General features: G+C 68.5%; 25 protein-coding genes. 10 read left to right on the top strand and 15 right to left on the bottom strand.

Annotated features, from left to right (window positions below; all coding sequences use genetic code 11):
• Positions 1-14 precede the first annotated feature (14 nt).
• On the top strand, positions 15-1013 hold the full coding sequence (locus ACODSY_RS00870; protein WP_488949737.1) for an alpha/beta fold hydrolase: 999 nt from the start codon (positions 15-17) through the stop codon (positions 1011-1013).
• Here the strand turns inward: ACODSY_RS00870 and ACODSY_RS00865 are convergent.
• The 8 genes from ACODSY_RS00865 to ACODSY_RS00830 form a co-directional block, all read right to left on the bottom strand.
• The gene (locus tag ACODSY_RS00865) at positions 1010-1894 is read right to left on the bottom strand and encodes an SRPBCC family protein (protein WP_488949736.1); all 885 of its coding nucleotides are present in this window, start codon (positions 1892-1894) and stop codon (positions 1010-1012) included. The two genes, ACODSY_RS00870 and ACODSY_RS00865, sit on opposite strands and share 4 nt — an antisense overlap.
• Complete coding sequence (locus ACODSY_RS00860; RefSeq protein ID WP_488949735.1) at positions 1887-2213, bottom strand: metalloregulator ArsR/SmtB family transcription factor; 327 nt, start codon at positions 2211-2213, stop codon at positions 1887-1889. The genes ACODSY_RS00865 and ACODSY_RS00860 overlap by 8 nt, the downstream gene beginning before the upstream one ends.
• A gap of 53 nt (positions 2214-2266) precedes the next feature.
• On the bottom strand, positions 2267-3136 hold the full coding sequence (locus ACODSY_RS00855; protein WP_488949734.1) for a ParB/RepB/Spo0J family partition protein: 870 nt from the start codon (positions 3134-3136) through the stop codon (positions 2267-2269).
• Position 3137: 1 nt separating this feature from the next.
• Positions 3138-3962 (bottom strand): ParA family protein, encoded by an 825-nt coding sequence (locus ACODSY_RS00850; RefSeq protein WP_488949733.1) that lies wholly within the window; start codon positions 3960-3962, stop codon positions 3138-3140.
• Entirely contained in the window at positions 3946-4566 is a 621-nt protein-coding gene (gene rsmG / locus ACODSY_RS00845; protein WP_488949732.1) for a 16S rRNA (guanine(527)-N(7))-methyltransferase RsmG, read from the bottom strand. Before rsmG ends, ACODSY_RS00850 begins: the two co-directional genes overlap by 17 nt.
• 48 nt (positions 4567-4614) lie before the next feature.
• Positions 4615-6462, bottom strand: coding sequence for a tRNA uridine-5-carboxymethylaminomethyl(34) synthesis enzyme MnmG (mnmG, locus tag ACODSY_RS00840; RefSeq protein WP_488949731.1), 1848 nt, complete (start codon positions 6460-6462; stop codon positions 4615-4617).
• A 108-nt stretch (positions 6463-6570) separates the two neighbouring features.
• Positions 6571-7908 (bottom strand): tRNA uridine-5-carboxymethylaminomethyl(34) synthesis GTPase MnmE, encoded by a 1338-nt coding sequence (mnmE, locus tag ACODSY_RS00835; RefSeq protein WP_488949730.1) that lies wholly within the window; start codon positions 7906-7908, stop codon positions 6571-6573.
• On the bottom strand, positions 7905-8135 hold the full coding sequence (locus ACODSY_RS00830) for a DUF6489 family protein (RefSeq protein WP_488949729.1): 231 nt from the start codon (positions 8133-8135) through the stop codon (positions 7905-7907). Before ACODSY_RS00830 ends, mnmE begins: the two co-directional genes overlap by 4 nt.
• Positions 8136-8230: 95 nt before the next feature.
• Between ACODSY_RS00830 and ACODSY_RS00825 the strand changes: the two genes are divergently transcribed.
• Together ACODSY_RS00825 and ACODSY_RS00820 are read left to right on the top strand one after the other, a co-directional pair.
• The gene (locus tag ACODSY_RS00825; protein ID WP_488949728.1) at positions 8231-8926 is read left to right on the top strand and encodes a dienelactone hydrolase family protein; all 696 of its coding nucleotides are present in this window, start codon (positions 8231-8233) and stop codon (positions 8924-8926) included.
• Positions 8926-9894, top strand: a complete 969-nt coding sequence (locus ACODSY_RS00820; RefSeq protein ID WP_488949727.1) for a quinone oxidoreductase family protein — start codon at positions 8926-8928, stop codon at positions 9892-9894. Before ACODSY_RS00825 ends, ACODSY_RS00820 begins: the two co-directional genes overlap by 1 nt.
• A gap of 263 nt (positions 9895-10157) precedes the next feature.
• Here the strand turns inward: ACODSY_RS00820 and rho are convergent, their stop codons facing one another.
• The 4 genes from rho to hemE all read right to left on the bottom strand — a co-directional run bounded on the left by rho (position 10158) and on the right by hemE (position 14373).
• Complete coding sequence (gene rho / locus ACODSY_RS00815) at positions 10158-11597, bottom strand: transcription termination factor Rho (protein ID WP_488949726.1); 1440 nt, start codon at positions 11595-11597, stop codon at positions 10158-10160.
• Between the two features lie 217 nt (positions 11598-11814).
• Positions 11815-12276: a CopD family protein gene (locus ACODSY_RS00810; RefSeq protein WP_488949725.1), complete on the bottom strand. Its 462-nt coding sequence runs from the start codon at positions 12274-12276 to the stop codon at positions 11815-11817.
• A complete protein-coding gene (hemH, locus tag ACODSY_RS00805) occupies positions 12273-13319 on the bottom strand; it encodes a ferrochelatase (protein ID WP_488949724.1) in 1047 nt (348 codons plus the stop codon). The genes ACODSY_RS00810 and hemH overlap by 4 nt, the downstream gene beginning before the upstream one ends.
• A gap of 1 nt (position 13320) precedes the next feature.
• Positions 13321-14373, bottom strand: coding sequence for a uroporphyrinogen decarboxylase (gene hemE / locus ACODSY_RS00800; RefSeq protein WP_488949723.1), 1053 nt, complete (start codon positions 14371-14373; stop codon positions 13321-13323).
• 481 nt (positions 14374-14854) lie between these two features.
• Between hemE and ACODSY_RS00795 the strand changes: the two genes are divergently transcribed.
• From ACODSY_RS00795 to dnaQ, 5 genes are read left to right on the top strand one after another with little or no spacing between them, the layout of a single operon-like run.
• The gene (locus tag ACODSY_RS00795; protein WP_488950146.1) at positions 14855-15736 is read left to right on the top strand and encodes a pyruvate, water dikinase regulatory protein; all 882 of its coding nucleotides are present in this window, start codon (positions 14855-14857) and stop codon (positions 15734-15736) included.
• Positions 15733-16323, top strand: a complete 591-nt coding sequence (locus ACODSY_RS00790; protein ID WP_488949722.1) for a Maf family protein — start codon at positions 15733-15735, stop codon at positions 16321-16323. Before ACODSY_RS00795 ends, ACODSY_RS00790 begins: the two co-directional genes overlap by 4 nt.
• Positions 16320-17168 carry a shikimate dehydrogenase gene (gene aroE, locus ACODSY_RS00785; protein ID WP_488949721.1) on the top strand — a complete coding sequence of 283 codons (849 nt, stop codon included), beginning with the start codon at positions 16320-16322 and terminating at the stop codon, positions 17166-17168. The genes ACODSY_RS00790 and aroE overlap by 4 nt, the downstream gene beginning before the upstream one ends.
• Entirely contained in the window at positions 17165-17770 is a 606-nt protein-coding gene (coaE, locus tag ACODSY_RS00780; RefSeq protein ID WP_488949720.1) for a dephospho-CoA kinase, read from the top strand. The genes aroE and coaE overlap by 4 nt, the downstream gene beginning before the upstream one ends.
• Positions 17771-17828: 58 nt before the next feature.
• On the top strand, positions 17829-18533 hold the full coding sequence (gene dnaQ, locus ACODSY_RS00775; RefSeq protein WP_488949719.1) for a DNA polymerase III subunit epsilon: 705 nt from the start codon (positions 17829-17831) through the stop codon (positions 18531-18533).
• Here dnaQ and ACODSY_RS00770 read toward each other — a convergent pair.
• Complete coding sequence (locus ACODSY_RS00770; protein WP_488949718.1) at positions 18530-19930, bottom strand: S10 family serine carboxypeptidase-like protein; 1401 nt, start codon at positions 19928-19930, stop codon at positions 18530-18532. The two genes, dnaQ and ACODSY_RS00770, sit on opposite strands and share 4 nt — an antisense overlap.
• Before the next feature lie 146 nt (positions 19931-20076).
• Here ACODSY_RS00770 and ACODSY_RS00765 point away from each other — a divergent pair, with 146 nt between their 5' ends.
• Positions 20077-21564 (top strand): amidohydrolase family protein, encoded by a 1488-nt coding sequence (locus ACODSY_RS00765; protein ID WP_488949717.1) that lies wholly within the window; start codon positions 20077-20079, stop codon positions 21562-21564.
• The gene (locus tag ACODSY_RS00760; protein ID WP_488949716.1) at positions 21561-22856 is read left to right on the top strand and encodes an amidohydrolase family protein; all 1296 of its coding nucleotides are present in this window, start codon (positions 21561-21563) and stop codon (positions 22854-22856) included. Before ACODSY_RS00765 ends, ACODSY_RS00760 begins: the two co-directional genes overlap by 4 nt.
• Here the strand turns inward: ACODSY_RS00760 and ACODSY_RS00755 are convergent.
• The gene (locus ACODSY_RS00755) at positions 22840-24066 is read right to left on the bottom strand and encodes an RNA polymerase sigma factor (protein ID WP_488949715.1); all 1227 of its coding nucleotides are present in this window, start codon (positions 24064-24066) and stop codon (positions 22840-22842) included. The genes ACODSY_RS00760 and ACODSY_RS00755 overlap by 17 nt on opposite strands.
• On the bottom strand, positions 24063-24437 hold the full coding sequence (locus ACODSY_RS00750) for a YciI family protein (protein WP_488949714.1): 375 nt from the start codon (positions 24435-24437) through the stop codon (positions 24063-24065). Before ACODSY_RS00750 ends, ACODSY_RS00755 begins: the two co-directional genes overlap by 4 nt.
• Between the last annotated feature and the right edge of the window lie 7 nt (positions 24438-24444).

The following is a 24444-nucleotide window of genomic DNA, read 5'->3' as shown; positions in this document are numbered from 1 at the left end:
AGCGGGAGGCGTCCATGCTCAGAACCATCCTCATCGCAACGGCGCTGCTCGCGGCCACGGCCGCGCGGGCCGCCGAACCGGTCCCGCTCTCGACCTACGCGAAGCCGGCCCAACTGGTGGCGCTGCCAGACGGGCGGAGGATCAATCTTTTCTGCCTCGGCCAGGGGGCGCCTACCGTGGTGCTGGACGCCGGCTGGGGCTCCGGCCTCAGCGCCTGGTCGAAGGTCCAGCCGGCGATAGCCGAGACCACGCGGGTCTGCGCCTTCGACCGACCCGGCATGGGCTTCAGCGACGAGGGCCCCCTGCCCCGCGACGCCCGCGCCGTGATCGCCGACGAGCGGGCGACCCTGAAGGCCGCGAAGATCTCCGGCCCCTACGTCCTGGTGGGCCACTCGATGGCCGGGCTGCACGTGCGCCTCTACGCCTCGCTCTATCCCAAGGAGGTGGCGGGCGCGGTTCTCGTCGACCCCTCCAACCCGCACCAAGCGAAGCGCTTCGCCGAGGTGGCCCCGAAGGGTTCGGCCCTCAACGACAAGATGATGGGGATGATGCGCGGCTGCGCCGACAAGGTGGTCGCCGGGACCCTGAAGTCGGGCGACCCCGGCTTTTCGCTCTGCTTCCCGCCACCGGCCGCGACCCTGCCCGAGGACTACCGCGCGGTGATCCTGGCGCGCCAGGGCGAGGGGTGGCGGTTGAGGAGCCAGGCGTCCGAGGTCGACAGCATGGCCACGACCTCTTCCACCGACATCGATAGGACCAAGCGCCCGCTCGGCGACCTCCCCTGGATCGTGCTCACCGCTGAAGGCACCGGCAAGGGGCCGCCCACTCCGGTGGAGGAGCAGGCCGCCATGAGCCAGGCGTGGAAGGCGATGCACGACGAAGCCGCCGCGCTTTCCACCCGCGGCGAGAACCGTCTGGTCGCCTCCGGCCACAATATCCAGACCGAGATGCCCGAGGCCGTGATCGCCGCCGTGAACGAGGTGGTCGCCGCCGTCCGCGCCAGGAAGCGCTAGCCGTCGGGCTCGAAGATCTTGCGCAGCATTTCGCCAAAGCCGCCCCAGCCGAATGGGTAGTCGCTGATGTCCACCGGTCGGACGAAGCCGTCGTGGACCACGGTCACCCGCGTCTTGCCGCCGAGGTCGTCGAACAGCCAGGTGATCCGCTGGACCGGCACGGATGGGTCGCCGCGCCAGTCCGGCCAGTCGGTCACCAGCCGCCGGTTCTCCTCGTATTCCAGGATTCGCGTCGGTCCGCTGGTCACCTGCCGGCCGTCGACCTCGTAGGTCCAGCCGTACTCGTAGCGCCCGCCCGCCCGCGGCTCGACCACCGGCGCCGGCGCGCCGCTCCATCGCGCCAGCAACTCGGGCTCGACGAAGGCCCGGAAGACCTTCTCCACCGGCGCATCGATCAGCGTCGAGACACGAACCTCGGGAGTCGGGTCTGCGAAGTCCACCCGCGTGAGGCCATGGCCACCGGCGAGATGGGCCGCCAGGTTGCCGTTCGCGATCCGCCACAGGTCGTCGACCATTTCACGGGCCCGGCCGATCGGCGGGCTCTCGGAGAAGGCGTGGCGACCGTTCAGGGTGGAGCCGCCGGCGTTGGCCTCCGGGTCTCCGGGTCCGACTTCCAGCGTTACCTCGCTGGGCTGCCCGTGAAGCTCCCAGGTGAAGGCCAACGCCTGCCCCGGTTCGAAGCGGGTCAGCCGCTGCGACCCGACCGTAGGCGCGCCATAGACGTGGCGGCCCCAGAAGCGGAACGCCCCGCCAGCGCGCGGCTCGACATCGACCTCGTCGGCGAACCAAGCCTTCAGCTGCTCGGGCTCGGTCAGCGCAGCGAACACCGCCTCGGGTGGGGCCGGCAGGGCCCAGCTGAAGGTGTGGACGAGCTCAGCCACGATGATCCTCCTCGACGGTGCGTTTCAGGTCGGAAAGCCGCGCCGCCCAATAGAGGCGGTAGGGCGAAAGCCAGCGGTCGACGCTGGCCAGCGCCGCCGGTTCCAGGCTGTAGAGCCGCGCCTGCGCCTCGCGACGCTCCCTCAACAGCCCAGCGCGTTTCAGCACGCCCACGTGCTTGGCGATGGCGGGCCGGCTCACCGGAAAGTGCGTCGCCAGCTCGCCCGCCCGCAGTTCCTGCCCGCGCAGCAGATCCAGGATGGCGCGTCGCGTCGGATCGGCGATGGCGCCGAAGACGGCGTCGGCCTGTTGCGTAACCATTGGGTTACGCAATCACGAAAGTGCCGTCCTGTCACCCCACGAGTGTTGCGAGGCTAGCGCCGCATCAGCCGGCGGCAGATTTCGTCGAGTTGTTCCAGGGTGGCGTAGCGGATCTTCACCTCACCCGCACCGCCGCGGTCGGTGATGTCGACGCTCATGCCGAGGGCGTCTTCCAGGTCGACCTCCAACGAGGCGGTGTCGGCGTCCTTGGGCGCCTTTCGCGGACCAGAGGTCTTCTTCGGGGTCGCCGCCTTCTCGCGGGCCAGGGCCTCGACGTCGCGGACGGTGAGCCCCTCGGCGACAATCCGATCCGCCAGGGCCTCGGGGTTCTCCGCCGTCAGCAGCGCGCGGGCGTGGCCCGCGGTCAGCCGCCCGGCCACGAGATGGTCCTGCACCGCCTCGGGCAACGCGGCGAGGCGCAGGGTATTGGCCACGTGGCTGCGCGACTTGCCGACCCGGCGCGCCACCTCCTCCTGAGTGACCTGGAGCTGGCCCATCAGCGCCGAATAGGCCCGGCCCTCTTCTATGGGGTTGAGGTCGGCCCGCTGGATGTTCTCGATGATGGCGATCTCGAAAGCCTCAAGGTCGCCCAGCTCGCGCACCAAGGCCGGGATCGCCATCAGGCCGGCCCGCTGCGCCGCGCGCCAGCGGCGTTCGCCGGCGACGATCTCGAACTCGCCCGAACGCGCGCGTGACGGCCGCACGAGGATCGGCTGCAGCACGCCCTTGTCGCGAACCGACGCTTCCAGCTCGGCCAGATCGGCCTCGTCGAACACCTGGCGCGGCTGGCCAGGATTGCGGTGGATCAGCTCGATCGGGATCTCGCGCACGCCGGACGCCGGATCGGCGGCGTGCGCGATCTCCTCGGCCTCGCCCAGCAGGGCCGACAGCCCGCGTCCCAGTCCCCTGCGGTTCTCCGCCATCTCAGCTCAGTTCCATTTGTTGGCCGGCGCGGCGCTTGCGCTCCCGCAGGACCACCTCGCGCGCGAGTTTCAGATACGCCTGGCTGCCCGTGCACTTCAGATCATAGACCAGCACCGGCTTGCCGAAGGACGGCGCCTCCGAGACCCGTACGTTGCGGGGGATCATCGTTTGATAGACCGCCTCGCCGAAGTGGCCCCGGACGTCGCTGGCGACCTGCTCGGAAAGCGAGTTGCGGCGGTCGTACATCGTCAGCACCACGCCCTGCAGCTCCAGCGCCGGGTTCAAGCTTCCGCGCACCAGGTCGATGGTCCGCATCAGTTGGGTGAGGCCCTCCAGCGCGAAGAACTCGCACTGCAGCGGCACCAGCACCGCGTCGGCGGCGGCCATGGCGTTGACGGTCAGCAGGTTCAGCGACGGTGGGCAGTCGATCAAGACATAGGTGTAGGCGCCGGCGGCCCGCGCCGGGGCGATCGCGTCGCGCAGCTTGAACGACCGGCGGGCCTGCTGGCCGAGTTCCAGCTCCACGCCCGACAGATCCGGGTCGGACGGGATCAGGTCGAGCCCGGGGACGGACGTCTTCACCACCGCCTCCAGCAGCGGCTGCTCGCCCATCAGCACATCGTAGAGGGTCTTCTTGCGTTGCGCCCGGCCGACGCCCAGGCCGGTCGAAGCGTTGCCCTGCGGGTCGCTGTCGATCAGCAGCACCTTCTCGCCCACCGCGGCGAGAGCGGTGCCGAGGTTGATGGCGGTCGTGGTCTTGCCGACGCCGCCCTTCTGGTTGGCGACCACAAGCACCCGTAGTCCCCGGTCAGACCTTGCGGGCACGACCCAACCTCCTCACGCGCACGATACGGCCTCTCTCGTCGCTGAGCGACGGTACGACATCCGCTTCGTATTCCCAATATCTTGCGGCCTCGGACATGTCCGCTACCACATCTTGCCCCTTCAGGAACAAGCCTTGCGCTCCTGCCTGGAGGTATGGCCGGGCATACCCGAACAGTCTGTGAAGCGGTGCGCAAGCGCGGGCCGTGACGATGTCCACAGCCAGGGACAGGTTTTCCGCCCTTTCATTGTGGACGGTGGCGGGAAGGTCGAGCTCGGTCACAACCTGGGACAGGAACCGACAGCGCTTGGCCATGCTCTCGACCAGATGGACGTGGAATCCTTCGCGCCCCTTGCCGAGGATCGCGAGCACCAGGCCGGGGAAGCCCGCGCCGGCCCCGAGGTCGGCCCAGGTCAGGGCTTTTGGCGCGAGGCGGAAGAGCTGAGCCGAGTCCCAGGCGTGCCGGTTCCAGAAGTCGGGGATCGTCGCCGGGCCGACGAGGTTCATCACCTCGTTGCCCGCGGCCAGCATGTCGAGGAAGCGCGACAGGTCGGCCATCTGGTCGGGCGTGGCCTTGGTCTTGTTGGCAAAGGCCGCGGCGGACATGGGCGCCGCCGGCGAGGGAGCCTCCGGGAGGGCTGAACCGCTCATCCCTTAGGCCGCGCGGCGGCGGACATGGGCGAGCAGCGCCGTCAACGCGCCCGGCGTCACGCCTTCGATCCGGGCCGCTTGGCCGAGGGTCAGGGGGCGGACCGTGGCCAGCTTTTCGCGCACCTCGTTCGAGAGCCCACCGATGGCGCCGTAGTCCAGTTCGGCCGGCAGACGCAGGTCCTCATCCTTGCGGAACGCCTCGGCGTCCGCAGCTTGGCGGTCGAGGTAGCCGGCATAAGAGGCATCGATCTCGATCTGCTCACGCACCGCCGGAGCCCAGCCGGCGATCTGCGGCCAGATCCGCGCGAGGTCCTCGAAGGCGATGGTCGGATAGGCCAGCAACTCGACGACGTTCCGGCGCTGGCCATCCGCCTTCACGGGCAGACCGGCCTTGGCGGCCGCAGCGGGGGTCAACGTCAGCGCTGCCGCTTCAGCGCGGGCCTGCGCCAGGGCGGCGTGTTTCACGTGAAACGCCTCGGTCCGCCGCGAACCCACGACTCCCAGGTCGATGCCCTTCCCCGTCAGCCGCTGGTCGGCGTTGTCGGCCCTCAGCGTCAAACGAAACTCGGCCCGGCTGGTGAACATGCGATAGGGCTCTGTGACACCCCGGGTTACGAGGTCGTCGATCAGTACGCCGATGTAGGCTTCGTCCCGAGCGAACTGGGCGGGCACCGCGCCTGACGCCGCGCGCGCCGCGTTCAAGCCGGCGACCAGGCCCTGAGCCCCTGCTTCCTCGTAGCCCGTCGTGCCGTTGATCTGGCCGGCCAGATACAGGCCCGGCAGCCGCTTGACCTCCAGAGTGGGGAACAGCTCTCGCGGATCAACGTAGTCGTATTCGATGGCGTAGCCGTGCCGCTTCACTACCACCTGCTCGAGGCCGGGGATGGTGCGCAGGAACAGGTCCTGGGTCTCCGCCGACACCGAGGTGGAGATGCCATTCGGATAGACGGTCGTGTCGTCCAGGCCCTCTGGCTCCAGGAAGATCTGATGGCTGGTCTTGTCCGCGAACCGCACGACCTTGTCCTCGATCGAGGGGCAATAGCGTGGCCCGCGGCCCGAGACGCGGCCACCATACACCGCGCTCTCGGTCAGCCGCTCGGCGATGATCCGGTGGGTCGCTTCAGTCGTGTAGGTGATCCCGCACTGGACCTGCGGGGTCGTGATCCGATCGGTCAGGAACGAGAACGGGATCGGCTCGGCGTCCGCGTCCTGCATCTCCAGGCGGTCCCAGCCGATGGTCGCGCCGTCCAGCCGGGCGGGCGTGCCGGTCTTCAGCCGACCCATCTTCAGGCCGGAGGCATAGAGACGGTCCGACAGGCCAATGGCCGGCGCGTCGCCCACACGGCCAGCGGGGATGCGTTGCTCACCCTGGTGGATCATGCCCTTGAGGAAGGTCCCGGTGGTCAGCACCACCCGCCCCGCACGATACTCCGCCCCGCTTGCGCCCACCGCTCCGGCGACCACGCCGTCGATGACCATCAGGTCCTCAACCGCCTCGGCCCGGATCTCCAGACGTGGCGTCGCGGCGAGCTCGGCCTGCATCGCCTCGCGATAGAGCCGGCGGTCGATCTGGCTACGCGGACCGCGGACCGCGGCGCCCTTGGACCGGTTCAGCATCCGAAACTGGATCCCGGCCATATCGGCCAGCCGCCCCATGATGCCGTCGAGGGCGTCGATCTCGCGGACGAGGTGCCCCTTCCCCAGTCCACCGATGGCCGGGTTGCAGCTCATTTCACCGATGGTCTCTAGCTTGTGCGTCAGCAGCAGCGTGTGCGCGCCGAACCGCGCCGCGGCGGCCGCAGCCTCACAGCCGGCGTGTCCCCCGCCGATGACGATCACATCCCAGGTCATGGTCGCGGGGATATAGGGGAAAGCCGGCCGCGTTTCACGTGAAACAAGCGCGCAGGGATATTGCGATGCTCTGGCTTCGCACTTCCGCTCGGATGATCCGCTTCGAAGTCACTTGCCGATGCAAAAGGTGGAGAAGATGCGACCCAGAACCTGCTCCGGATCGATCCGTCCCGTGATCCGATCCAGCGCCCGGGCTGCGAGCCGCACGTCTTCGGCGGCGAGCTCCAGATGTTCGTCTTGCGCCAGCGCGTGCCGCAACCGATCCGCGGCCTCGCTGAGAAGCTCCTGGTGGCGCAGGCGGGTCGCCGCCGGCGGCTCATCGCTGCCCAGCGCCTCGACGATCCGCTCCTCCAGCACCGACCGGATCCAGGCCTGATCGCTCGGGCCCTTGGCGGTGATTTCCGCCGTCGACAGGCCCAGACGCTTGGCCTGCCCCGCCGCCCATGCCCCCGCCGGCCCGGTCGGCAAGTCGCGCTTGGTGATCAGGCAAAGGTCTCCCGGCCGCAGCTCCATCGGAACGGCTCCCGCTTCCGCGCCCGAACCGTCCACGAGCCACAGGCGGATATCCGCAGCCGCGGCCCAGGCCCGTGCGCGGCGGACGCCCTCGGCCTCGATCACGTCGCCGGTCTCGCGCAGGCCCGCCGTGTCGGCCATCAGCGCCTTATAGCCGGCCAGCACCATCGGGACCTCGATGATGTCGCGGGTCGTCCCCGGCGTGGCCGTGACGATCGCGGCTTCGCGGCCAGCCAGGGCGTTCAGCAATGTGCTCTTGCCGGCGTTGGGCGCGCCGATCAGCGCGATACGATAGCCCTCGCGAACGCGCTCTCCCCGCTCGGCGTCAACCGCAGCCGTCTCCAGTTCGGCCACTAGATGCTGCAGCACCGGCCGGGCGCGGGCCGCCACATCCTGCGGCACCTCCTCGTCCGGGAAATCAACGGCGGCTTCCAGCATGGCCAGCGCCTCGAGCAAGGCCTCCGACCAGCGCGCCTGGACGTCCGACAGCCGGCCGCCCACCTGCTCCAGGGCCTGCCGACGCTGCGCCTCGGTCTCGGCGTCGATGAGGTCGGCCACCCCCTCAGCCTGGGCGAGATCCAACTTGCCGTTCTCGAACGCCCGCCGGGTGAACTCGCCGGGCTCCGCCAGGCGCAAGCCCATACCATGCAATGCGCCGACCAGGGCCGCGACCACCGCTGGGCCCCCGTGCACGTGAAACTCCGCGGCGTCCTCACCGGTGTAGCTCGCCGGGCCCTCGAAGAAGATCACCAGCGCCTGGTCGATATCGGCCCCGTCGCTTCCGCGCAGCGTGCGAAGCGCCGCTTGGCGCACGCGAGGCACTCCGCCCGTCAAGGCGCGCACCGTCGTCCTGGTCTTCGGTCCTGACAGTCGCACCACCGCGACGGCCGAACGGCCCGCGGCCGTCGCCGGCGCATAGATGGTGTCGGTCATTTCCGTGTCGTGGCGGCGTCCATGAATTTGCGGAACTGTTCCTGGGCGCCGGTTCCGAACGTCATCCAGTTCTTCATGAACTCCTCCGGGTTGAGCATGTTGATGTTCGCGTCGATCCGCTTGCTCATCTCGCTGACGAGGTGGTCGTTCAATCCGCTCACATCCGGCAGGCCCATGAACCGGCGCGCCTCCTCCGGGGTGCAGTCCACCTCGATGGTCATCTTCATGACGTCTGGCCCTTCCTATTCTGTAGCCCATATGGCCGTGAGCCGGGGTCGTGCGCTAGTACCTCGGACCAGCGAGTAACGAACGAGGACGGAAGATGGGCGAACGCATCAGCATCAAAACCCCGGACGGCGAGTTTTCGGCCTATGTGGCCCGCCCTCAGGCCCCAAAGGCCCCGGCGATCGTCGTGATCCAGGAGATCTTTGGGGTGAACCAGGTGATGCGCGACATCACCGATGGCCTGGCCGCCCAGGGCTATCTCGCCATCTGCCCGGACCTGTTCTGGCGGATCGAGCCGGGCATCGACATCACCGACAAGTCCGAGGCCGAATGGAAGAAAGCCTTCGAACTGTTCAACGCCTTCGACGTGGACGCGGGGGTCAAGGATATCCAAGCCACCATCAAGACGGTGCGAGCGGACGCCGGCTGCAACGGCAAGGTCGGCTCGGTCGGCTTCTGCCTGGGCGGCCAGCTCGCGTTCCTGACGGCCACACGGACCGATGTCGATGCGTCCGTCTCCTACTACGGGGTCGGGATTGAGAACCGGGTGGCCGAGGCGGAGAAGCTCACGCGGCCGTTGATGCTCCATATCGCCGAGGAGGACCAGTTCGTGCCCAAGGATGCGCAGGCCGTGATCCTCGCCGCCCTCAAGGACCATCCGCAGATCGAGATCCACACCTACGCCGGCCGCGACCACGCCTTCGCGCGGGAGGGCGGTGAGCACTATGACGAGGACGACGCCAAGCTGGCCGGCGGCCGCACGCTGCAGTTCTTCAAGAGGACGATCGGCTGATGCGCGCAATCCGCTTCGAAAAGACCGGTGGCCCAGACGTTCTGGAGTTGGTCACCATCGACACGCCTGAGCCGAAGCCGGGTCAGGCGCTGGTGCGGCACGAGGCTATCGGCATCAACTTCATCGACACCTACCACCGAACCGGCCTCTATCCGGTGAAGCTGCCCTGCACGCCCGGCGGCGAGGCGGCCGGCATCGTGGATGCGGTCGGCGAAGGCGTGACGCGGGTGAAGGTCGGCGATCGGGTCGCCTACTCCGGCGGCTTCGGCGCCTACGCCGAGGCCAATGTCGTGGCGGCCGATCGACTGGTGAAATTGCCCGACGACATCGATAGCCGGACCGCCGCGGCGATCCTATTGAAGGGTATGACCACAGAGGCCTTCATTCGACGCACCTACTCGGTGAAGGCGGGCGAGACCGTGCTGGTCCATGCTGCCGTCGGCGGCGTCGGTCAGATCATGACCCAATGGCTGAAGGCCCTCGGTGCTACCGTGATCGCCACGGTGGGCTCCGAAGCCAAGGCCGCCAAGGCCCGCGAGCTCGGGGCGGACCATGTCATCCTCTACCGCGACCAGGACGTGGCGGCAGAGGTTCGCCGCATCACTGGTGGCAAGGGCGTGCCCGTCGCCTATGACTCCGTGGGCAAGGACACCTTCGAAGGGACCCTGGGTAGCCTGGCGCGCCGAGGCCTCTTCGTCAGCTTCGGCAATGCCTCGGGACCAGTCCCGCCCTTCTCTCCGGCACGGCTGGCTCAGGCCGGATCGCTCTATCTCACGCGGCCGACGCTGTTCGACTACATCGTCACGGCCGACGAGCTGGAGGCCTCTGCCGCGGCGCTGTTCGACGTCGTCCGGTCGGGCCAGGTCAAGATCGAGGTCGGCCAGACCTTTGGGCTGGATCAGGCCCAACAGGCGCATGAAGCGTTGGAAGGTCGCAGTACCGTGGGAGCCAGCCTGCTCATCCCATGATCGATGTTTCACGTGAAACAGTGAAGCTCGTAATACCGGTATGGCCGGCGGTTCTACCAGGGGTCTAACCGTCGGCCACAACAGCCTGAAATCGGCGCCTCTCTCGCGCAGGGAGATGGCCTATGACACGGCCGTCGCGGCCAAATTCGCCACACGGCCAATTTTCTTCCCGCACCATTGATTTTATTGACGTTTTCCGCGCACGAAAAAGGGCTCCGATTGCTCGGAGCCCTCCATCTCTTCGCCAATGGCCGACCCGTCGGTCAGGTGTTCATCGACTGGAAGAAGTCGTCGTTGTTCTTGGACTGCCGCAGCTTGTCGAGCAGGAACTCGATCGCGTCCTGGGCGCCCATCGGGTTGAGGATGCGCCGCAGGATGTAGGTCTTCTGAAGGTTGGTCTTTTCGGTGATCAGTTCTTCCTTCCGGGTGCCCGACTTCAGCACGTCGATGGCCGGATAGATGCGCTTGTCCGCGACCTTTCGGTCCAGGACGATTTCCGAGTTACCGGTTCCCTTGAACTCTTCGAAGATGACTTCGTCCATCCGCGAGCCGGTGTCGATCAGGGCCGTCGCGATGATCGTCAGCGAGCCGCCTTCCTCGATGTTCCGCGCGGCGCCAAAGAAGCGCTTGGGGCGCTGTAGCGCGTTGGCGTCGACGCCGCCGGTCAGCACCTTGCCCGACGACGGGACCACGGTGTTGTAGGCGCGGCCGAGGCGGGTCACCGAGTCCAGCAGGATCACCACGTCGCGCTTGTGCTCGACAAGGCGCTTGGCCTTCTCGATCACCATCTCGGCCACCTGCACGTGACGGGTCGCTGGCTCGTCGAAGGTCGAGGAGATCACCTCGCCCTTCACCGTGCGCTGCATGTCGGTGACTTCTTCCGGGCGCTCGTCGATGAGCAGGACGATCAGGTAGCACTCGGGGTGGTTGGTCTCGATCGACTTGGCGATGTTCTGCAGCATCACCGTCTTGCCGACCCGCGGCGGCGCCGTGATCAGGCAGCGCTGGCCCTTGCCCAGCGGCGCCACGATGTCGATCACCCGGCCCGAGCGGTCCTTCAGTGTCGGATCCTGGATCTCCATCGTCAGGCGCTGATCGGGGTAGAGCGGGGTGAGGTTGTCGAACAGCACCTTGTGCCGGACGTTCTCCGGGCTCTCGAAGTTGGTGAGATCCACCTTCACCAGGGCGAAGTAGCGTTCGCCTTCGCGCGGGGCGCGGACCTCGCCGTCGACGGTGTCGCCGGTGCGCAGACCGAACTTCCGGATCTGCGAAGGGCTCACGTAGATGTCGTCGGGACCCGGCAGGTAGTTGGCCTCGGGCGAGCGCAGGAACCCGAATCCGTCCTGCACCACTTCCAGAGTGCCCGAACCCGAGATGGCGACGCCCTCGTCGGCCAGCACCTTCAGGATCGCGAACATCATGTCCTGCTTGCGCATGGAGTTCGCGGATTCGATCTCCAGCTGCTCGGCGAAGGACAGCAGGTCGGCCGGCGACTTGTCCTTCAGTTCCTGCAGGCTCATGCGGGTGAGGCCCATCGCGGCAATAGCCTTGGACGCCTGGCTGGGCTCGTCGGGTTCGTCCTCGCCGGCGGCGTCATCGGCCGCGGCAGCCTCCTCGGCCTCGGCTTCCGCAACCTGCGGCTCGAGGGTTTCGCCGAGGGTCTCGACTTCGGTTTCCGGGAGGTCGTTAGTTTCGTCTGACATTGATTTCACTTTGGAATTCGCGCGCCGCCGGACGGACTCCGGGTGCGGGCGGGTTAGTCTGTGGACGCCGTGGCGTCGTTGTTCATTTCGTCTGGGAGCCGGTCGTCGGCGCAATCAGCGCGCGGCCGGAGATAAGGCGGGGCGCGCCGAGTTCGACGCGTGGATGAGGGGAACCATACCGTCGGAGACGGGTCAACCCTCTCGGTTCATATGTAGGTCAGCGCGACCAGAACTGAAGGGTCACCGCAAGCACGGCCACCACGGCGGCCAGGAAAGGCAGCTCGTTGGTCGCCCGCCAGAATTTGGCGGTCTTCGGGCGTTCGCCGGCCAGGAACTTTTTGTACGACCCGGCGAGGAAGCCATGCCAGCCGGAGATGAAGAGCACGGCGGCCAGCTTCACCAGCATCCAGGGTTGCAGCAGGAAAGCCCAGCCTTCCTTCGCCCCGTAGACGTGCCAGAGGATCAGGCTGACGCCGAGGATCCAGACCAGCGTCATCGACGGATTGATGATGATCTTCAGCAGCTTGCGTTCCCACACCAGGAAATGCGCGTCAAACTCGCTGCCCGGTGGAGCCGTCTCGGTGTGATAGGCGTAAAGGCGCGGCAGGTACATCATGCCCGCCATCCAGGCGATCACCGCGATGATGTGCAGTCCGCGGAGCAGATCGAACCAGTTCATGCAGCCTTCCCCTCGCGGCACGCGCACTTGGACAGGCCGGCCGGGCAGCGCCACGGACCGTGGGGCGCCACACCCGAACGTGGCAAGGCCTCGGTCACCGCATGGGCAAGCTCCGCGATGAACGGCGTCCCCACCCCAGGCGTCCGGGCGCGCAGATACGGATAGACCTGTAGATGGTGGGCCAGCTCACCATACTCGCTGTCCAGCTCAACAAGCGTCTCCACATGTTCGGAGACGAAGGCGATCGGGCAGACGATCGCGCCTTTCCGATCCTCGGCCACCTGGCGCAGCGCGTCGGTCGTGGACGGTTCGAGCCACTTCAGCCGCCCTACCCGGCTCTGGTAGCAGACCTGCCAGTCGGTGAACTCGGGCAGGAGGGTGGCGATGGCCTTCGCCGTCGCCTCGATCTGGGCCTGGTAAGGGTCGCCCCTATCCACCACCTGCTGCGGCAGGCCGTGCGCCGAGAACAGCAGCCGCACGTCGCCAGGGGTGTGGCCGTCCTCGGGCCGATGCCAAGCGTCCCAGACCTTGCGGATCTCCGCGGCGTGGGCCTCCGCCAAACCTTGAGACGTGGGATAGCAGCAGACGGTCCGCACCCGCCCAGGGCCGTCGTAAGCCCGCGCCCAGTCTTGCAGTGACGAGCCCGAGGTGGTCGTCGAGTACTGCGGGTAGAGCGGCAGCAGGACCACCTCGTCTGGTGAAAACGCAGCCACCTGCTCGGCCGTCTCGTCGGCGAAGGGCTTCCAGTAGCGCATGGCCACGAAGACGCGCGCGTCATGGCCTCGGGCCTTGAGCTCGGTCTCGAGGGCTCCGGCCTGGGCTTCGGTCTCGGGCAGCAGGGGGGAGCGGCCACCCATGAGCGCATAGTTCGCCTGGGCCGGCTTGTTGCGGGTGGTCGAGATGAGGGCGGCCAGAGGATAGCGGGCGATGGCCGGCAGCTGGATGATCGCCGGATCCCTGAACAGATTGAACAAGAATGGCCGCACCGCCTTCAGGCTGTCCGGGCCACCCAGGTTGAAGAGAACGACAGCGAGTTTCGTCACGCTAGGCGGCCGCCATCGCCTTGGCCGGCTTACCCGTGACGCGCTCGACCACCCGGGCGATGTGCTCCACCGGCGTGTCCGGCATCACCCCGTGCCCGAGGTTGAAGATGTACGGCCCCGAGCCCCACTGCTCGAGCAGCTTGTCCACCCGTGCGTCCAGAGCGGGGCCGCCCGTGAGGAGCAGCAGGTTGTCCAACGCCCCCTGGATCGCCTTGCCTTCCCCCTGGATCCTCCGCCCGAGCGCGGTGCTGGCCTGGGTGTCGAGCGCGACGGCCTGGACCGGCACCTCGGCGGCGTAGCGTTCCACCAGGGCGCCGGCGCTCCGGGGGAACCCGATGAACGGCGCATCGACGCCGGCGGCCCGGACCTTTTCGACGATCCGCCGGTGGGGGCCGATCACGATACGCTCGAAGACATCCTCGGCCAGGTTGTCCGCCCAGCTCTCGAACAGTTTCAGCGCCTGGGCGCCCGAGCGCGCCTGCATCACCAGATAGCGGGCCGTCGACTCGACCAGTACGTCCAGAAGGGCGTCGAGCTCATCGGGATGCCGATAGGCGTAGGCTCGCGCCGCCTCGCGCTGGGATCCACGACCTTCCAGCATGTAGGTGGCCACCGTCCAGGGCGCGCCAGCGAAGCCGATCAGCGCCCGTTCGGGCTCCAGTTCGGCGCGGACCCGGCTGAGCGTCTCTCCGATATTCGCGAGCTTCGCCGTCGAACCCTCGATGGCGTCCTGCATCGCCGCGATCGGGGGCAGTTGGCCCAGCCGGGGCCCCTCGCCCGCCTCGAACCAGACGTCCTGGCCGAGCGCCAGCGGGATCAGCAGGATGTCGGCGAAGACGATGGCGGCGTCCATCGGGAAGCGCCGCATCGGCTGCATCGTGGCCTCGGCGGCCATCTCGGGGTCGAAGCAGAAGGCGATGAAGTCCTTCGCCCGCGTCCTGAGCTCCCGGTACTCGGGCAACGAGCGTCCAGCCTGACGCATGAACCATACGGGGGGCCTGTCCAGGGTCTCTCCGGCAAGCACGCGCAGGAGGCGGGGCGTCTCGGTCGTCATGCGCTGACTTAAAGCCTGCCCGACCGCCAGGCTCAAGGGCGAGCCTTGCCGTTCCGCCCAGCTCTTTCTCCCTTCTATCTGGAAGAATCTTGAAAGGGGTTGGAGCAGGGGAAGTTAGGCCTGTCGGTGGCGTGGAAAACCTTGACGATCCATTGACAATCAACCGCTCGCCCACAGCCCGTCCCAAGCCCCGCGTCGTCCTCCCACAGGCCTGTGAGTTCCGGGGAAGGCGGCCAGGCCCCCTGACGTTAATTAAGGATTCAGTAAGATCTGCGGGGAGAAGGCGCGGCGCCGATGCGGAAATCGACCGGTGTCGACAGCGTCGCGCTAAACGGCGCCCCCGCGGATCGGGCTGGGGGTTAAGAGATGGTTAACGGCCGATTTCATCCTCGCGTTCCCCCGAACCTGCCGGCCCACCAGTTTCGGCGCCGGACTATCCCCATCGGCGTCCAGCTTCGCTAAGAGTGAATCCACAGGATCGATCCCCAGGCATTTTTCCGGAGCGCCCTTGCCGAACTCTCCGCCGCCCAGACTCGCGACCTACTTCCATGTCCACCTGGTGTCGGACTCCACCGGCGAGACGCTGAACGCCATGGCGCGCGCAGTGTGCGCCCGGTTCGAGAACGTGCTGCCCATCGAGCACATCTACGCCCTGGTCCGCTCGCAGCGGCAGCTGGACCGGGCGCTGGGCGATATCGAGGAAGCGCCGGGGATCGTCCTGCACACCATCGTCGACGACAAGCTGCGCGAGGCGCTGGAGGAAGGCTGCCGGCGCATGGACATGCCCTGCCTGCCGGCGCTGGACCCCTTGGTCTCGGCGATGCAGCGGTACCTTGGTGCGGCGACGACCAGCCGCGTGGGCGCGCACCTGCGGCTGGACAACGACTACTTCAACCGCATGGACGCCCTGAACTATGCCATCGGCCACGATGATGGCCAGGGAGGCCAGGATCTGGACCAGGCCGACGTGGTCCTCCTGGGCGTGTCGCGGACGTCGAAAACACCGACCTGCATCTACCTCGCCCATCGGGGCGTGCGGGCGGCGAACGTACCCTTGGTGCCGGGCCGGCCGCTGCCCGAGAAGCTGTTTTCGCTACAGAGCGCTCTCATCGTCGGGCTGGTGATCTCGCCCGACCGGCTGATTCAGATCCGCCGCAACCGGCTGCTGAGTCTCAATGAGAATCGAGAGTCGAGCTACATCGACACCGACGCCGTGCGCGAAGAGATCATCGCCGCGCGGCGGCTTTACGAGCGCCATGGCTTCCCCACGATCGACGTCACCCGCCGCTCGGTGGAGGAGACCGCCGCGGCGGTGCTGAACCTGCTCTCGCGCGGGCACGGCCAGGTCGAGGTGCTGGGATGACGGTCGTCCTGGCTTCGAAGAGCACGGCGCGCCGGGCGGTGCTGGATGGCGCGGGCATTGCCTACGAGGCGACGGTCGCCGGCGTGGACGAGGAGGCCGTGAAGGCCTCACTGCTCGCCGAGGGACACGGGCCGCGCGAGATCGCCGACGCGCTCGCCGAACTGAAGGCTTTGCGAGTGTCGAGGGCCCGACCGGGCTTCGTGATCGGCTCGGACCAGACGCTCGACCTGGACGGGACACTCTACGACAAGGCGCCTGACATCGATGCGGCGCGAGAGCGCCTGAAGCTGCTGCGAGGTAAGACGCACCGACTGCATTCCGCAGTGGTGGTCGCCAAGGACGGAGGGCCCATCTGGCGCGAGGTGGTGACCGCCAGCCTGACCATGCGCGATTTCTCGGACGCCTTCCTTGAGGACTATCTGGCGATCGAGGGTGAGCACGCGCTGGGCTCGGTAGGCTGCTATCGTCTGGAGGGTCCGGGCTCGCAATTGTTCTCAAAGATCGAAGGCGACTATTTCGCGATCCTGGGCCTGCCGCTGATGGGCTTGATGGATTTTCTGCGGCGGCACGGGGAACTCAAGGCGTGATCACGGCGAAGACGATTGTCGCCGGCGTCGTGGGTCAGCCGATCCGCCACTCGCTGTCGCCCGTGCTGCACAACGCCTGGCTCGCCGCGTCGGGGATCGATGGCGTGTACATCGCCCTGGCGCCTAGAGCGGAAACCTTCTCGGCATTCGTCGAAGGACAGCGGGGCGGCGAGGCTATCCGCGGCGTGAATGTGACTGTTCCCTTCAAGGAAGCGGCCCTGGCGGCGGCGGATGAGGCGAGTGCGCGGGCGCGGCTGGCCGGCGCCGCGAACCTGCTGGTCTTCGATACCGATGGGAAGATCCGCGCCGACAATACCGATGGCCTGGGGCTGCTGGGCGCCTTCGAGGCGCAGGCGCCGGGGTTCGACCCGTCCGCCGGCCCGGTGGTTGTCCTGGGCGCGGGCGGTGCGGCCAGGGGTGCGGTGGCCGCCCTGCTGCTCGCGGGCGCGCCGGAGGTCCGGGTGCTGAACCGAACCCTGACGAAGGCGCAGAATCTGGCCATCGATCTGGGCGCCAAGGTGACGCCCGGCGCCCTGGCCGACGCCCGGGGTGCGTTCGCGGGCGTGACGGCCGTGATCAACGCGACTGCCGCGGGCATGGCGCCGGGCCAGGGCCTGGACGTGCCGCTGGAGACGACGCCCTCGGGCGCGGTGGTCATGGACATGTTCTACAAGCCGCTGCAGACGCCCTTCCTCAAACAGGCGAAGGACCTGGGTCGCCGAACGGTAGACGGGCTGGAGATGCTGGTTCGCCAGGCGATCCCCTCGTTCGAGGCGCTGTACGGCGCGCCGCCGCCGGTGGACGTGGATGTGCGCGCCCTCGCGCTGAAGGTGATGAACGCGTGAGACTGATCGGCCTCACGGGCTCCATCGGCATGGGCAAGTCGACCACGGCGGCCATGTTCCGCGACGCCGGGATACCGGTCTACGACGCCGACGCGGCGGTGCACGAGCTGTACGACGTGGGTGGCGCGGCCGTTGGGCCCGTGGGCGAGGCCTTCCCCGGCGTGGTGAAGGACGGTCGGGTCGACCGGGAGGAGCTGCGGAAGCGCGTGCTGGGCCAGCCCGAGGAGCTGAAGCGCCTGAACGCCATCGTCCATCCGCTGGTGGGCAAGGACCGCGTCGGCTTCTTCAAGGCCGCCGAAGAGGCGGGGGCCGACATGGTCGTGCTGGATATTCCCCTGCTGTACGAAACGGAGGGCGATGCCAATGTCGAGGCGGTGGTGGTGGTCTCGGCCCCGCCGGAGATGCAGCGCGAGCGGGTTCTAGCCCGACCGGGCATGACCCCTGACCGACTGGACGCCATCCTGGCCCAGCAGATGGCCGACGCCGAGAAGCGGGCTCGGGCGCACTACGTCGTGGACACGGGCCACGGCCTCGAGCCGGCGCGGGCGCGCGTGTCGGAGATCATCGCGGACTTGCGGGCGAAGGGTGAGGCGCCGCGCTGACGCCGCAGGGCTGTCGGAACGGTTGAAATTCCGCCGCGAACCGGGCCAAGGATAGGCCATGGCCCGCGAGATCGTCCTCGACACCGAGACCACCGGATTCGATCCCAACACCGGCGACCGGCTGGTGGAACTGGCCGCGCTCGAGATCGAGAGCTTCGTGCCGACCGGGCGCAGCTTCCACGTCTATATCGACCCCTGCCGCGACATGCCCGCCGAGGCCGAAAGAGTGCACGGACTGTCGGCGGCGTTCCTGCGCGGCAAGCCCCGGTTCGAGCATTCCGAAGTGGTGGACGCGTTCCTGGAGTTCATCGGGGACGCACCGCTGATCGCCCACAACGCCGCCTTCGACCGCGGCTTCATCAACTGGGAGCTCGGCAACTGTCGGCGCGAGCACCTGCCCGAGCATCGCTGGATCGACACCCTGGCGCTGGCGAAGCAGCGCTTCCCGGGCATGCACAACTCGCTGGACGCGCTGTGCAAGCGCTTCAAGGTCTCGCTGAGCGAGCGCGAAAAGCACGGCGCCTTGATCGACGCCAAGCTGCTGGCGGCCGTCTATCTCGAACTCAAGGGCGGGCGCGAACGGCGGCTGGAGCTGTCGAGCGCCGCGATGGTCAACGCCGTGGCCGTGGCGAGCCGCAACGAATACGGCGTGCGCCCGCGCCCGCTGGCGTTCCGCTCCACCGAGGAGGAACGCGCCGCCCACGCCGCCTTCATCCGCGAGAAGGTCAAGGGCGAGGACCTCTGGGGGAAATACGGGCTCTAGCGCTTCCTGGCCCGGCGATAGAACGCGCGCAGATCGTCGGTGGCGGCAGGGCGCGACGCGAGGTCTTCGTAAACGCCGTGGCCGGTCGGATAGAGGTGAGCCTCGAACCGGTCGCCTAACCCCGCCGCCGACAGCGCCTTCACTGGCGTGCGGTAGGGCACGATCAGGTCGTACCAGCCCGCGACCAACAACACCCTCGGCCTCGACGGCAGGGTCCGCAGGATTTCTGGCGTGTAAGCGGGGCCGCTGAGGGTCTGGTCCCACCTCCGGTTCGCCTCGACCGGGTCGCGGGCGTAGGGGCCGGCTGGCGTGTAGCCCAGCTCGTCGGTGAGGAGGCCCACGATAGAGGCGTGCAGGTCGTAGGCGTCGTTGGCCGTGACTACGGTGTCCTGCGCGGGCGGAGGCGGGACCCGATGCTCGCGGCCGTCGCCGCCGTCGAGGCGTTCACCGGGGATCAGGCTCGTGCGGAATTGCTGCAGCGAAGGTGCGAGCTTCGCGTCGAGCACCAGTTGGCGCGGCAGGCCGATGAAGTTGGCCACGAGGTCGGCGTTCGCTTCGGTCACCGCGCCTTCGGCGAGCATCCGGGCGTAGGGACCGTCGGCGAAGGCTTCGGCGTCGCGGACCACTTGCGCCAGCGGCCGGCCGGCATGGGCGCCGCGTTTGTGGTAGTGCGCGACCGCGGCCAGGCTGGGCAGGGCCAGGATCGGCTGTGGCGGGTTCGGCGGGCCGCCGCTCCCCAGCGTCGGTGAGATCAGGGTGACACCGGTCAGGCCCACGGGCTTTGGGCGGGCGGCGAGGAACTTGGCGATCTGGCCAGCCCGCGTGCCGCCGTAGCTCTCGCCGATCAGGAAGACGGGCGACCCCAGGCGACCATGGTCCGCGAGCCAGCCGGCGATGAAGTCGGCGAAGGCGCGGCCGTCCTGCTCGACGCCCCAGTACTCAGGCTTGGCGTCCTCGGCGAAGAAGCGGCTGTAGCCGGTGCCGGGCGCGTCGATGAACACCAGGTCGGTGACGTCGATCGGGCTGTCGGGGTTGGCGACGAACGCGTACTGGCCGCGCGTCTGCGCCGCGACCGTCATCTTGGGCGACAGGTGCTCGCGCAGGTGCCAGCTCGCGCCGCCGGGACCGCCGTTCCAGACGAAGCTGACGGGGCGCGTCTTCGGGTTCGCGCCCTGCGCCAGATAGGCGACCGAGAAGATCGTGGCGCGGGGCTGGCCGCCGGCGTTCCTCATGGCCATCTCGCCGGTCTCGGCGCGATAGGCGATCGTCTTGCCGCGGACGGTGATCCGGCCCTGCCGCACCGCCGTGGGAATCACCTGCTGCGCCGAGGCCGGGAGTGCGCCCGCCGCCCAGGCCGCCGCCGCACCGCCCAGCACGCCGCGCCGATTCCAAGCCATGTGCCGCCCCCAGTCAAAATATGCGCGATTGATGATCTTGCCGAATGAATGATGCCACGGGATGTGTCGCGGAACATAGTTCGAATAAATATTGCGCTGAACCTGCATTAGATTGATGCTCGGGAAGACGTGTCCGGGGTGTTCGCATGCGAGACTGGCCGAAACGCAGTGCTGGGCCTGGACTGCTGGCGGCGTTGCTGGGGGGCGCGATCGTCCTCACCGGGTGCGCCAGCACGGCCGCGCCGAAGGCCGCCGCAAGCGCGCCCCCACCCGCCGCACCCAAGCCGATCCGCGCCGGGCTCGACCCCGCCGCGCGGCCGGACCCGTTCCCTTCGACCTATAAGCCGGTTCCCGCCGGAGCGGTGCTGTTCGAGGGCGCGACGATCTACACCGCCGCCGGCCCGCGCATCGACGGCGGGTCGCTGCTCATCCGCGACGGTAAGGTGGCCGCGGTGGGCAAGGACGTCGCCCGGCCCGCAGACGCCACGGTAATCGACGCCCGGGGCCGCTGGATCACGCCGGGCATCGTGGACCCGCACGCCCACATCGGCGCCGGCTCCAGCCCGGGCGCGGCGAACGGCGACGGCAGCAACGAGAACGGCCCCAATCCGGGCGGCGTCTGGATCGAGCATTCCGTCTGGACCCAGGACCCGATGTTCGAGCGGGCGCGGGAGGCCGGCGTCACGACGATGCAGATCCTCCCCGGGTCCTCGAACCTGTTCAACGGCCGCACGGTGACGCTCAAGAACGTGCCCGCGCTCGCGCCGCAGGGGATGAAGTTCCCCGGCGCGCCCTACGGCCTGAAGATGGCCTGCGGCGAGAACCCCACGGGCGGCGGGGGCGGCAAGCCCGGCACGCGGGCCGGTGGAATGATGGGCTACCGCAACACGTTCATCGCCGCCCAGGCCTACGCCCAGAGTTGGGCCGACTGGCGCAAGCGCGGGACCGGCGACCCGCCGCGCCGCGACCTGATGCTGGAGACGGTGGCTGGCGCCCTGAACGGCGACATCAAGGTCCACATCCACTGCTACCGCGCCGACGAGATGATCCAGATGATCGATCTCAGCCACGAGTTCGGCTTCAAGATCGCCGCGTTCCACCACGCGCTGGAGGCCTTCAAGATCGCCCCCCTGCTGGCGCGCGAGAAGATCGCCGTGGTCACCTGGGCTGGCGACTGGTCGGGCTACAAGATGGAGGCCTACGACTCGATCATGGAGAACGCGGCCTTCGTGGAGAAGGCGGGCGGCGTCGCCACCATGCACTCCGACAACGTGATGCTGATGCAGCACCTGAACCAGGAGGCCGCGCGGGCGATGACGGCGGGCCGCGAGGCGGGGCTGGGAACGACGCCCGAACAGGCCATCGCCTGGGTGACGATCAATCCGGCGAAGGTCATCGGGGTCGCCGATAAGACCGGTTCCCTGGAGGTGGGCAAGGCCGCCGACGTCGTGCTGTGGGACGCCGATCCGCTGAGCGTCTACGCCCTGCCCGATCTCGTCTTCATCGACGGCGCGTTGACCTATGACCGGGCGCATCCAGCCAAGCAGCCGCAATCCGATTTCGAGCTGGGCAATACCAAGCGGCCCGTCTCGCCACCGCGACCGGCGCCGCGCGGCCTGGGGGTCAGCCAATGATCCGCGCCCTCCTCCTCTCCGCCGCCATGCTGGTTGCGACGCCGGCCTTTGCCGAGACCGTGGCCATCGTCAACGCGCGCGTCCTGACCATGGGCGCGGCGGGCGACCTGCCGACCGGGACGGTGGTGGTGCGCGACGGCAAGATCGCCGCGGTCGGCGCGAAGGTCGCCGTGCCGAGCGGCGCGCGGGTCGTCGACGCGAAGGGTCAGATCCTGACGCCGGGGATCACGGCGACCGTGTCGCCCATGGGCCTGAACGACACCATCGGCAGCGGCTACGGTGGCCGGGGTTCGTCCAACGCCCTGCTCAGCGCCGGCTTCGACGTGGACGAGGACGTCAATCCGAACTCCCCGCAGATCCCCGAGGCGCGGATCGAGGGCGTCACGCGCGCGGTGGTGACGCCCAATCCGCAGATGCGCGGACCCAATTCGCCGGCGCGATTCTTCGGCGGCCAGGCGGCGGTGATCCATCTGGCCGACCTGGGGACCGAAGGCGGCGACCTGACCGTGAAACCGCGCGTGGCGCTCTACCTCGACGCGGGCGAGATGGGCTCGTCGGCGGCCGGTGGCTCCCGCGGCGCGCTGATGACCCAGTTGAGGCAAGCCTTCGCGGACGCGCGGGCCTATGCGCGCAATCCCGCCTCGGTCGATCCGGCGCGGCTGGAGGAGCTGTCGCTCTCGCGGGCAGACCTGGCGGCGCTGGTCCCGGTGGTGCAGGGCCGTGAACCCCTACTGATCGAAGCGAACCGCGCCTCCGACATCCGCAACGTGCTGGAGATGGCCAAGGCCGAGAAGGTGCGGGTGATCCTCTCCGGCGGCTCGGAGGCGTGGATGCTGGCTAAGGAGATCGCCGCAGCGAAGGTTCCGGTGGTGATCGACGCCGAGGAGAACCAGGCGTTCCAGTGGGAGAACCTGAACGCCACCTACGAGAACGCCGCGATCCTGCATGACGCCGGCGTGCTGGTGGCCTTCAAGCCCAGTGTCGCGCGGATCGTCTTTCTGATCCGCACGCCGCGGTTCATCGCCGGCAGGACCGCGCGGTTCGGGATCTCGCCGCACGAGGCCTTGGCCGCGATCACCATCAACCCGGCAAGGATCTTCGGCGTCGACGACCGCTTCGGCTCCATTGAGCCCGGCAAGGATGCGGACCTTGTGCTGTGGAGCGGCGATCCCCTGGAAACCACCACGGTGGCTCGGATGGTGATGATACGGGGCGCCGAGCAGCCGTTGACGGCGCGCAACCGCGCGCTGCGGGACCGCTACATCGGGACGGTGCTCACTCCGGCGAACTGACTTCGGCGATGCGCCTTTCCAAAAACCGTCGCTCGGGTTCCTGGCGGGCGAGGCCAAGCGCGCGTTCGTAGGCGTCGTGGGCTTCAGGGCGACGGTTCAGCCTCCGCAGCATGTCGGCGCGGGCGGCGTGGGCGAGGTGGTAGGTCGAGAGGGCCTTATCCTCCAAGGCCGCGTCGATGGCGCAGAGACCGGCTTCCGGCCCGTCGCGCATGCCGATCGCCGCGGCGCGGTTGAGGCCGACCACCGGCGAGGGTTCGGCGCGCACGAGCACGTCGTACAGCGCAACGATCTGGGGCCAGTCGGTCTCGGCGAAGGTGGGCGCCTCAGCATGGACCGCGGCGATGGCGGCCTGCAGGGCGTAGGGGCCAAAGTGGCGCGACTTCAGGGCGCGCTCGACCAGCCCACGGCCCTCGGTGATGGCGTCCCGGTCCCAGAGGCTGCGGTCCTGGTCCTCCATGAGGACGACATCGCCTGCCGCATCGGTGCGGGCATGGCGGCGGGCATGCTGCAGCAGAATGAGGGCCAGCAAGCCCACCGCCTCGGCGTCGTCGACCAGGGCGGTGACCTGTCGGCCCAGCCGAACGGCCTCGGCGGCAAGGTCGGCGCGGACCACGGCGTCGCCGGCGGTGGCGGCGTAGCCCTCGTTGAAGATCAGGTAGATGACCGTCAGCACGCTCTCGGTCCGCGCCGGCAGGTCGGCGGCCTCGGGGACCTCGTAGGGGATCGCGTCGTCGCGGATCTTGGCCTTCGCCCGCACGATCCGCTGGGCGAGCGTGGGGACGGGAGTCAGGAAGGCGCGGGCGATCTCCTCGGTGGTCAGGCCGCAGACCTCGCGCAGGGTGAGCGCGATGCGCGCGTCCGGCGTGAGCGCCGGGTGGCAGCAGGTGAAGATGAGCCGCAGGTCGTCGTCGGCGATCTCGGGATCGTCCTGCGGTTCGGGCGTGGCCTCCAGCAGGGCAAGCTCGGTCAGCGCCGCCTCGCTGCGGGCGCGCTTACGCCAGCGGTCTATGGTCCTGAACCGGCCGGCGGAGACCAGCCAGGCGACGGGGTTTGCCGGCTCGCCGTCGCGCGGCCAGGTCGTGGCGGCGGCGGCGAAGGCGTCGTGGAGTGCTTCCTCGGCCGCATCGAAATCGCCGCCGAGCAGACGGATCAGGGTGGCGCGCACCCTGCCGGCGTGGGCGCGCCAGGCTGCGTCCAGATCGACGCTCATCCGAGCCGCCGGCCGCCCGTGTTCGGGGCGCCCATGGCCGGCCGCACCTCGATGGCGCCGCGCTTCGCGAGCGGGATGCCGGCGGCGAGCTGCACCGCCTCGTTGAGGTCGCGGGCCTCGACGACGATGAGGCCGCCCAGCACTTCCTTCGTCTCGGTGAACGGACCGTCGGTGGTCGACATCTTCCCGTCGCGGACGCGCACGGTCATGGCCTCGCGGGTGTGGGCCAGGGCGTGGGCCAGCACCATGTGGCCGCGCTCGACCAGCTCGGTGTCATAAGCGCCGGACTCGCGGACGCAGTCCTCCAGCTCCTGGCCTTCCAGGCCAAGGACCTCCTCCTGGTCGAAATAGACGAGGCAGACGTAGTGCATGGCCAGG

It is taken from the genome of Phenylobacterium sp. FG114 (genome assembly GCF_057809855.1).
The sequence above is the reverse complement of the archived record's forward strand: the minus strand, read 5'-3'. Positions and strand labels throughout refer to the sequence as shown.

Bases quoted from the DNA above. Each gene is read 5' to 3' on its own strand.
- ACODSY_RS00870 (WP_488949737.1), top strand. From the start codon at position 15: ATGCTCAGAACCATCCTCATCGCAACGGCGCTGCTCGCGGCCACGGCC.
- ACODSY_RS00860 (WP_488949735.1), bottom strand. From the start codon at position 2,213: ATGGTTACGCAACAGGCCGACGCCGTCTTCGGCGCCATCGCCGATCCG.
- ACODSY_RS00855 (WP_488949734.1), bottom strand. From the start codon at position 3,136: ATGGCGGAGAACCGCAGGGGACTGGGACGCGGGCTGTCGGCCCTGCTG.
- rsmG (WP_488949732.1), bottom strand. From the start codon at position 4,566: ATGTCCGCCGCGGCCTTTGCCAACAAGACCAAGGCCACGCCCGACCAG.
- mnmG (WP_488949731.1), bottom strand. From the start codon at position 6,462: ATGACCTGGGATGTGATCGTCATCGGCGGGGGACACGCCGGCTGTGAG.
- mnmE (WP_488949730.1), bottom strand. From the start codon at position 7,908: ATGACCGACACCATCTATGCGCCGGCGACGGCCGCGGGCCGTTCGGCC.
- ACODSY_RS00830 (WP_488949729.1), bottom strand. From the start codon at position 8,135: ATGAAGATGACCATCGAGGTGGACTGCACCCCGGAGGAGGCGCGCCGG.
- ACODSY_RS00825 (WP_488949728.1), top strand. From the start codon at position 8,231: ATGGGCGAACGCATCAGCATCAAAACCCCGGACGGCGAGTTTTCGGCC.
- ACODSY_RS00820 (WP_488949727.1), top strand. From the start codon at position 8,926: ATGCGCGCAATCCGCTTCGAAAAGACCGGTGGCCCAGACGTTCTGGAG.
- rho (WP_488949726.1), bottom strand. From the start codon at position 11,597: ATGTCAGACGAAACTAACGACCTCCCGGAAACCGAAGTCGAGACCCTC.
- ACODSY_RS00810 (WP_488949725.1), bottom strand. From the start codon at position 12,276: ATGAACTGGTTCGATCTGCTCCGCGGACTGCACATCATCGCGGTGATC.
- hemE (WP_488949723.1), bottom strand. From the start codon at position 14,373: ATGACGACCGAGACGCCCCGCCTCCTGCGCGTGCTTGCCGGAGAGACC.
- ACODSY_RS00790 (WP_488949722.1), top strand. From the start codon at position 15,733: ATGACGGTCGTCCTGGCTTCGAAGAGCACGGCGCGCCGGGCGGTGCTG.
- dnaQ (WP_488949719.1), top strand. From the start codon at position 17,829: ATGGCCCGCGAGATCGTCCTCGACACCGAGACCACCGGATTCGATCCC.
- ACODSY_RS00770 (WP_488949718.1), bottom strand. From the start codon at position 19,930: ATGGCTTGGAATCGGCGCGGCGTGCTGGGCGGTGCGGCGGCGGCCTGG.
- ACODSY_RS00765 (WP_488949717.1), top strand. From the start codon at position 20,077: ATGCGAGACTGGCCGAAACGCAGTGCTGGGCCTGGACTGCTGGCGGCG.
- ACODSY_RS00760 (WP_488949716.1), top strand. From the start codon at position 21,561: ATGATCCGCGCCCTCCTCCTCTCCGCCGCCATGCTGGTTGCGACGCCG.
- ACODSY_RS00755 (WP_488949715.1), bottom strand. From the start codon at position 24,066: ATGAGCGTCGATCTGGACGCAGCCTGGCGCGCCCACGCCGGCAGGGTG.
- ACODSY_RS00750 (WP_488949714.1), bottom strand. From the start codon at position 24,437: ATGCACTACGTCTGCCTCGTCTATTTCGACCAGGAGGAGGTCCTTGGC.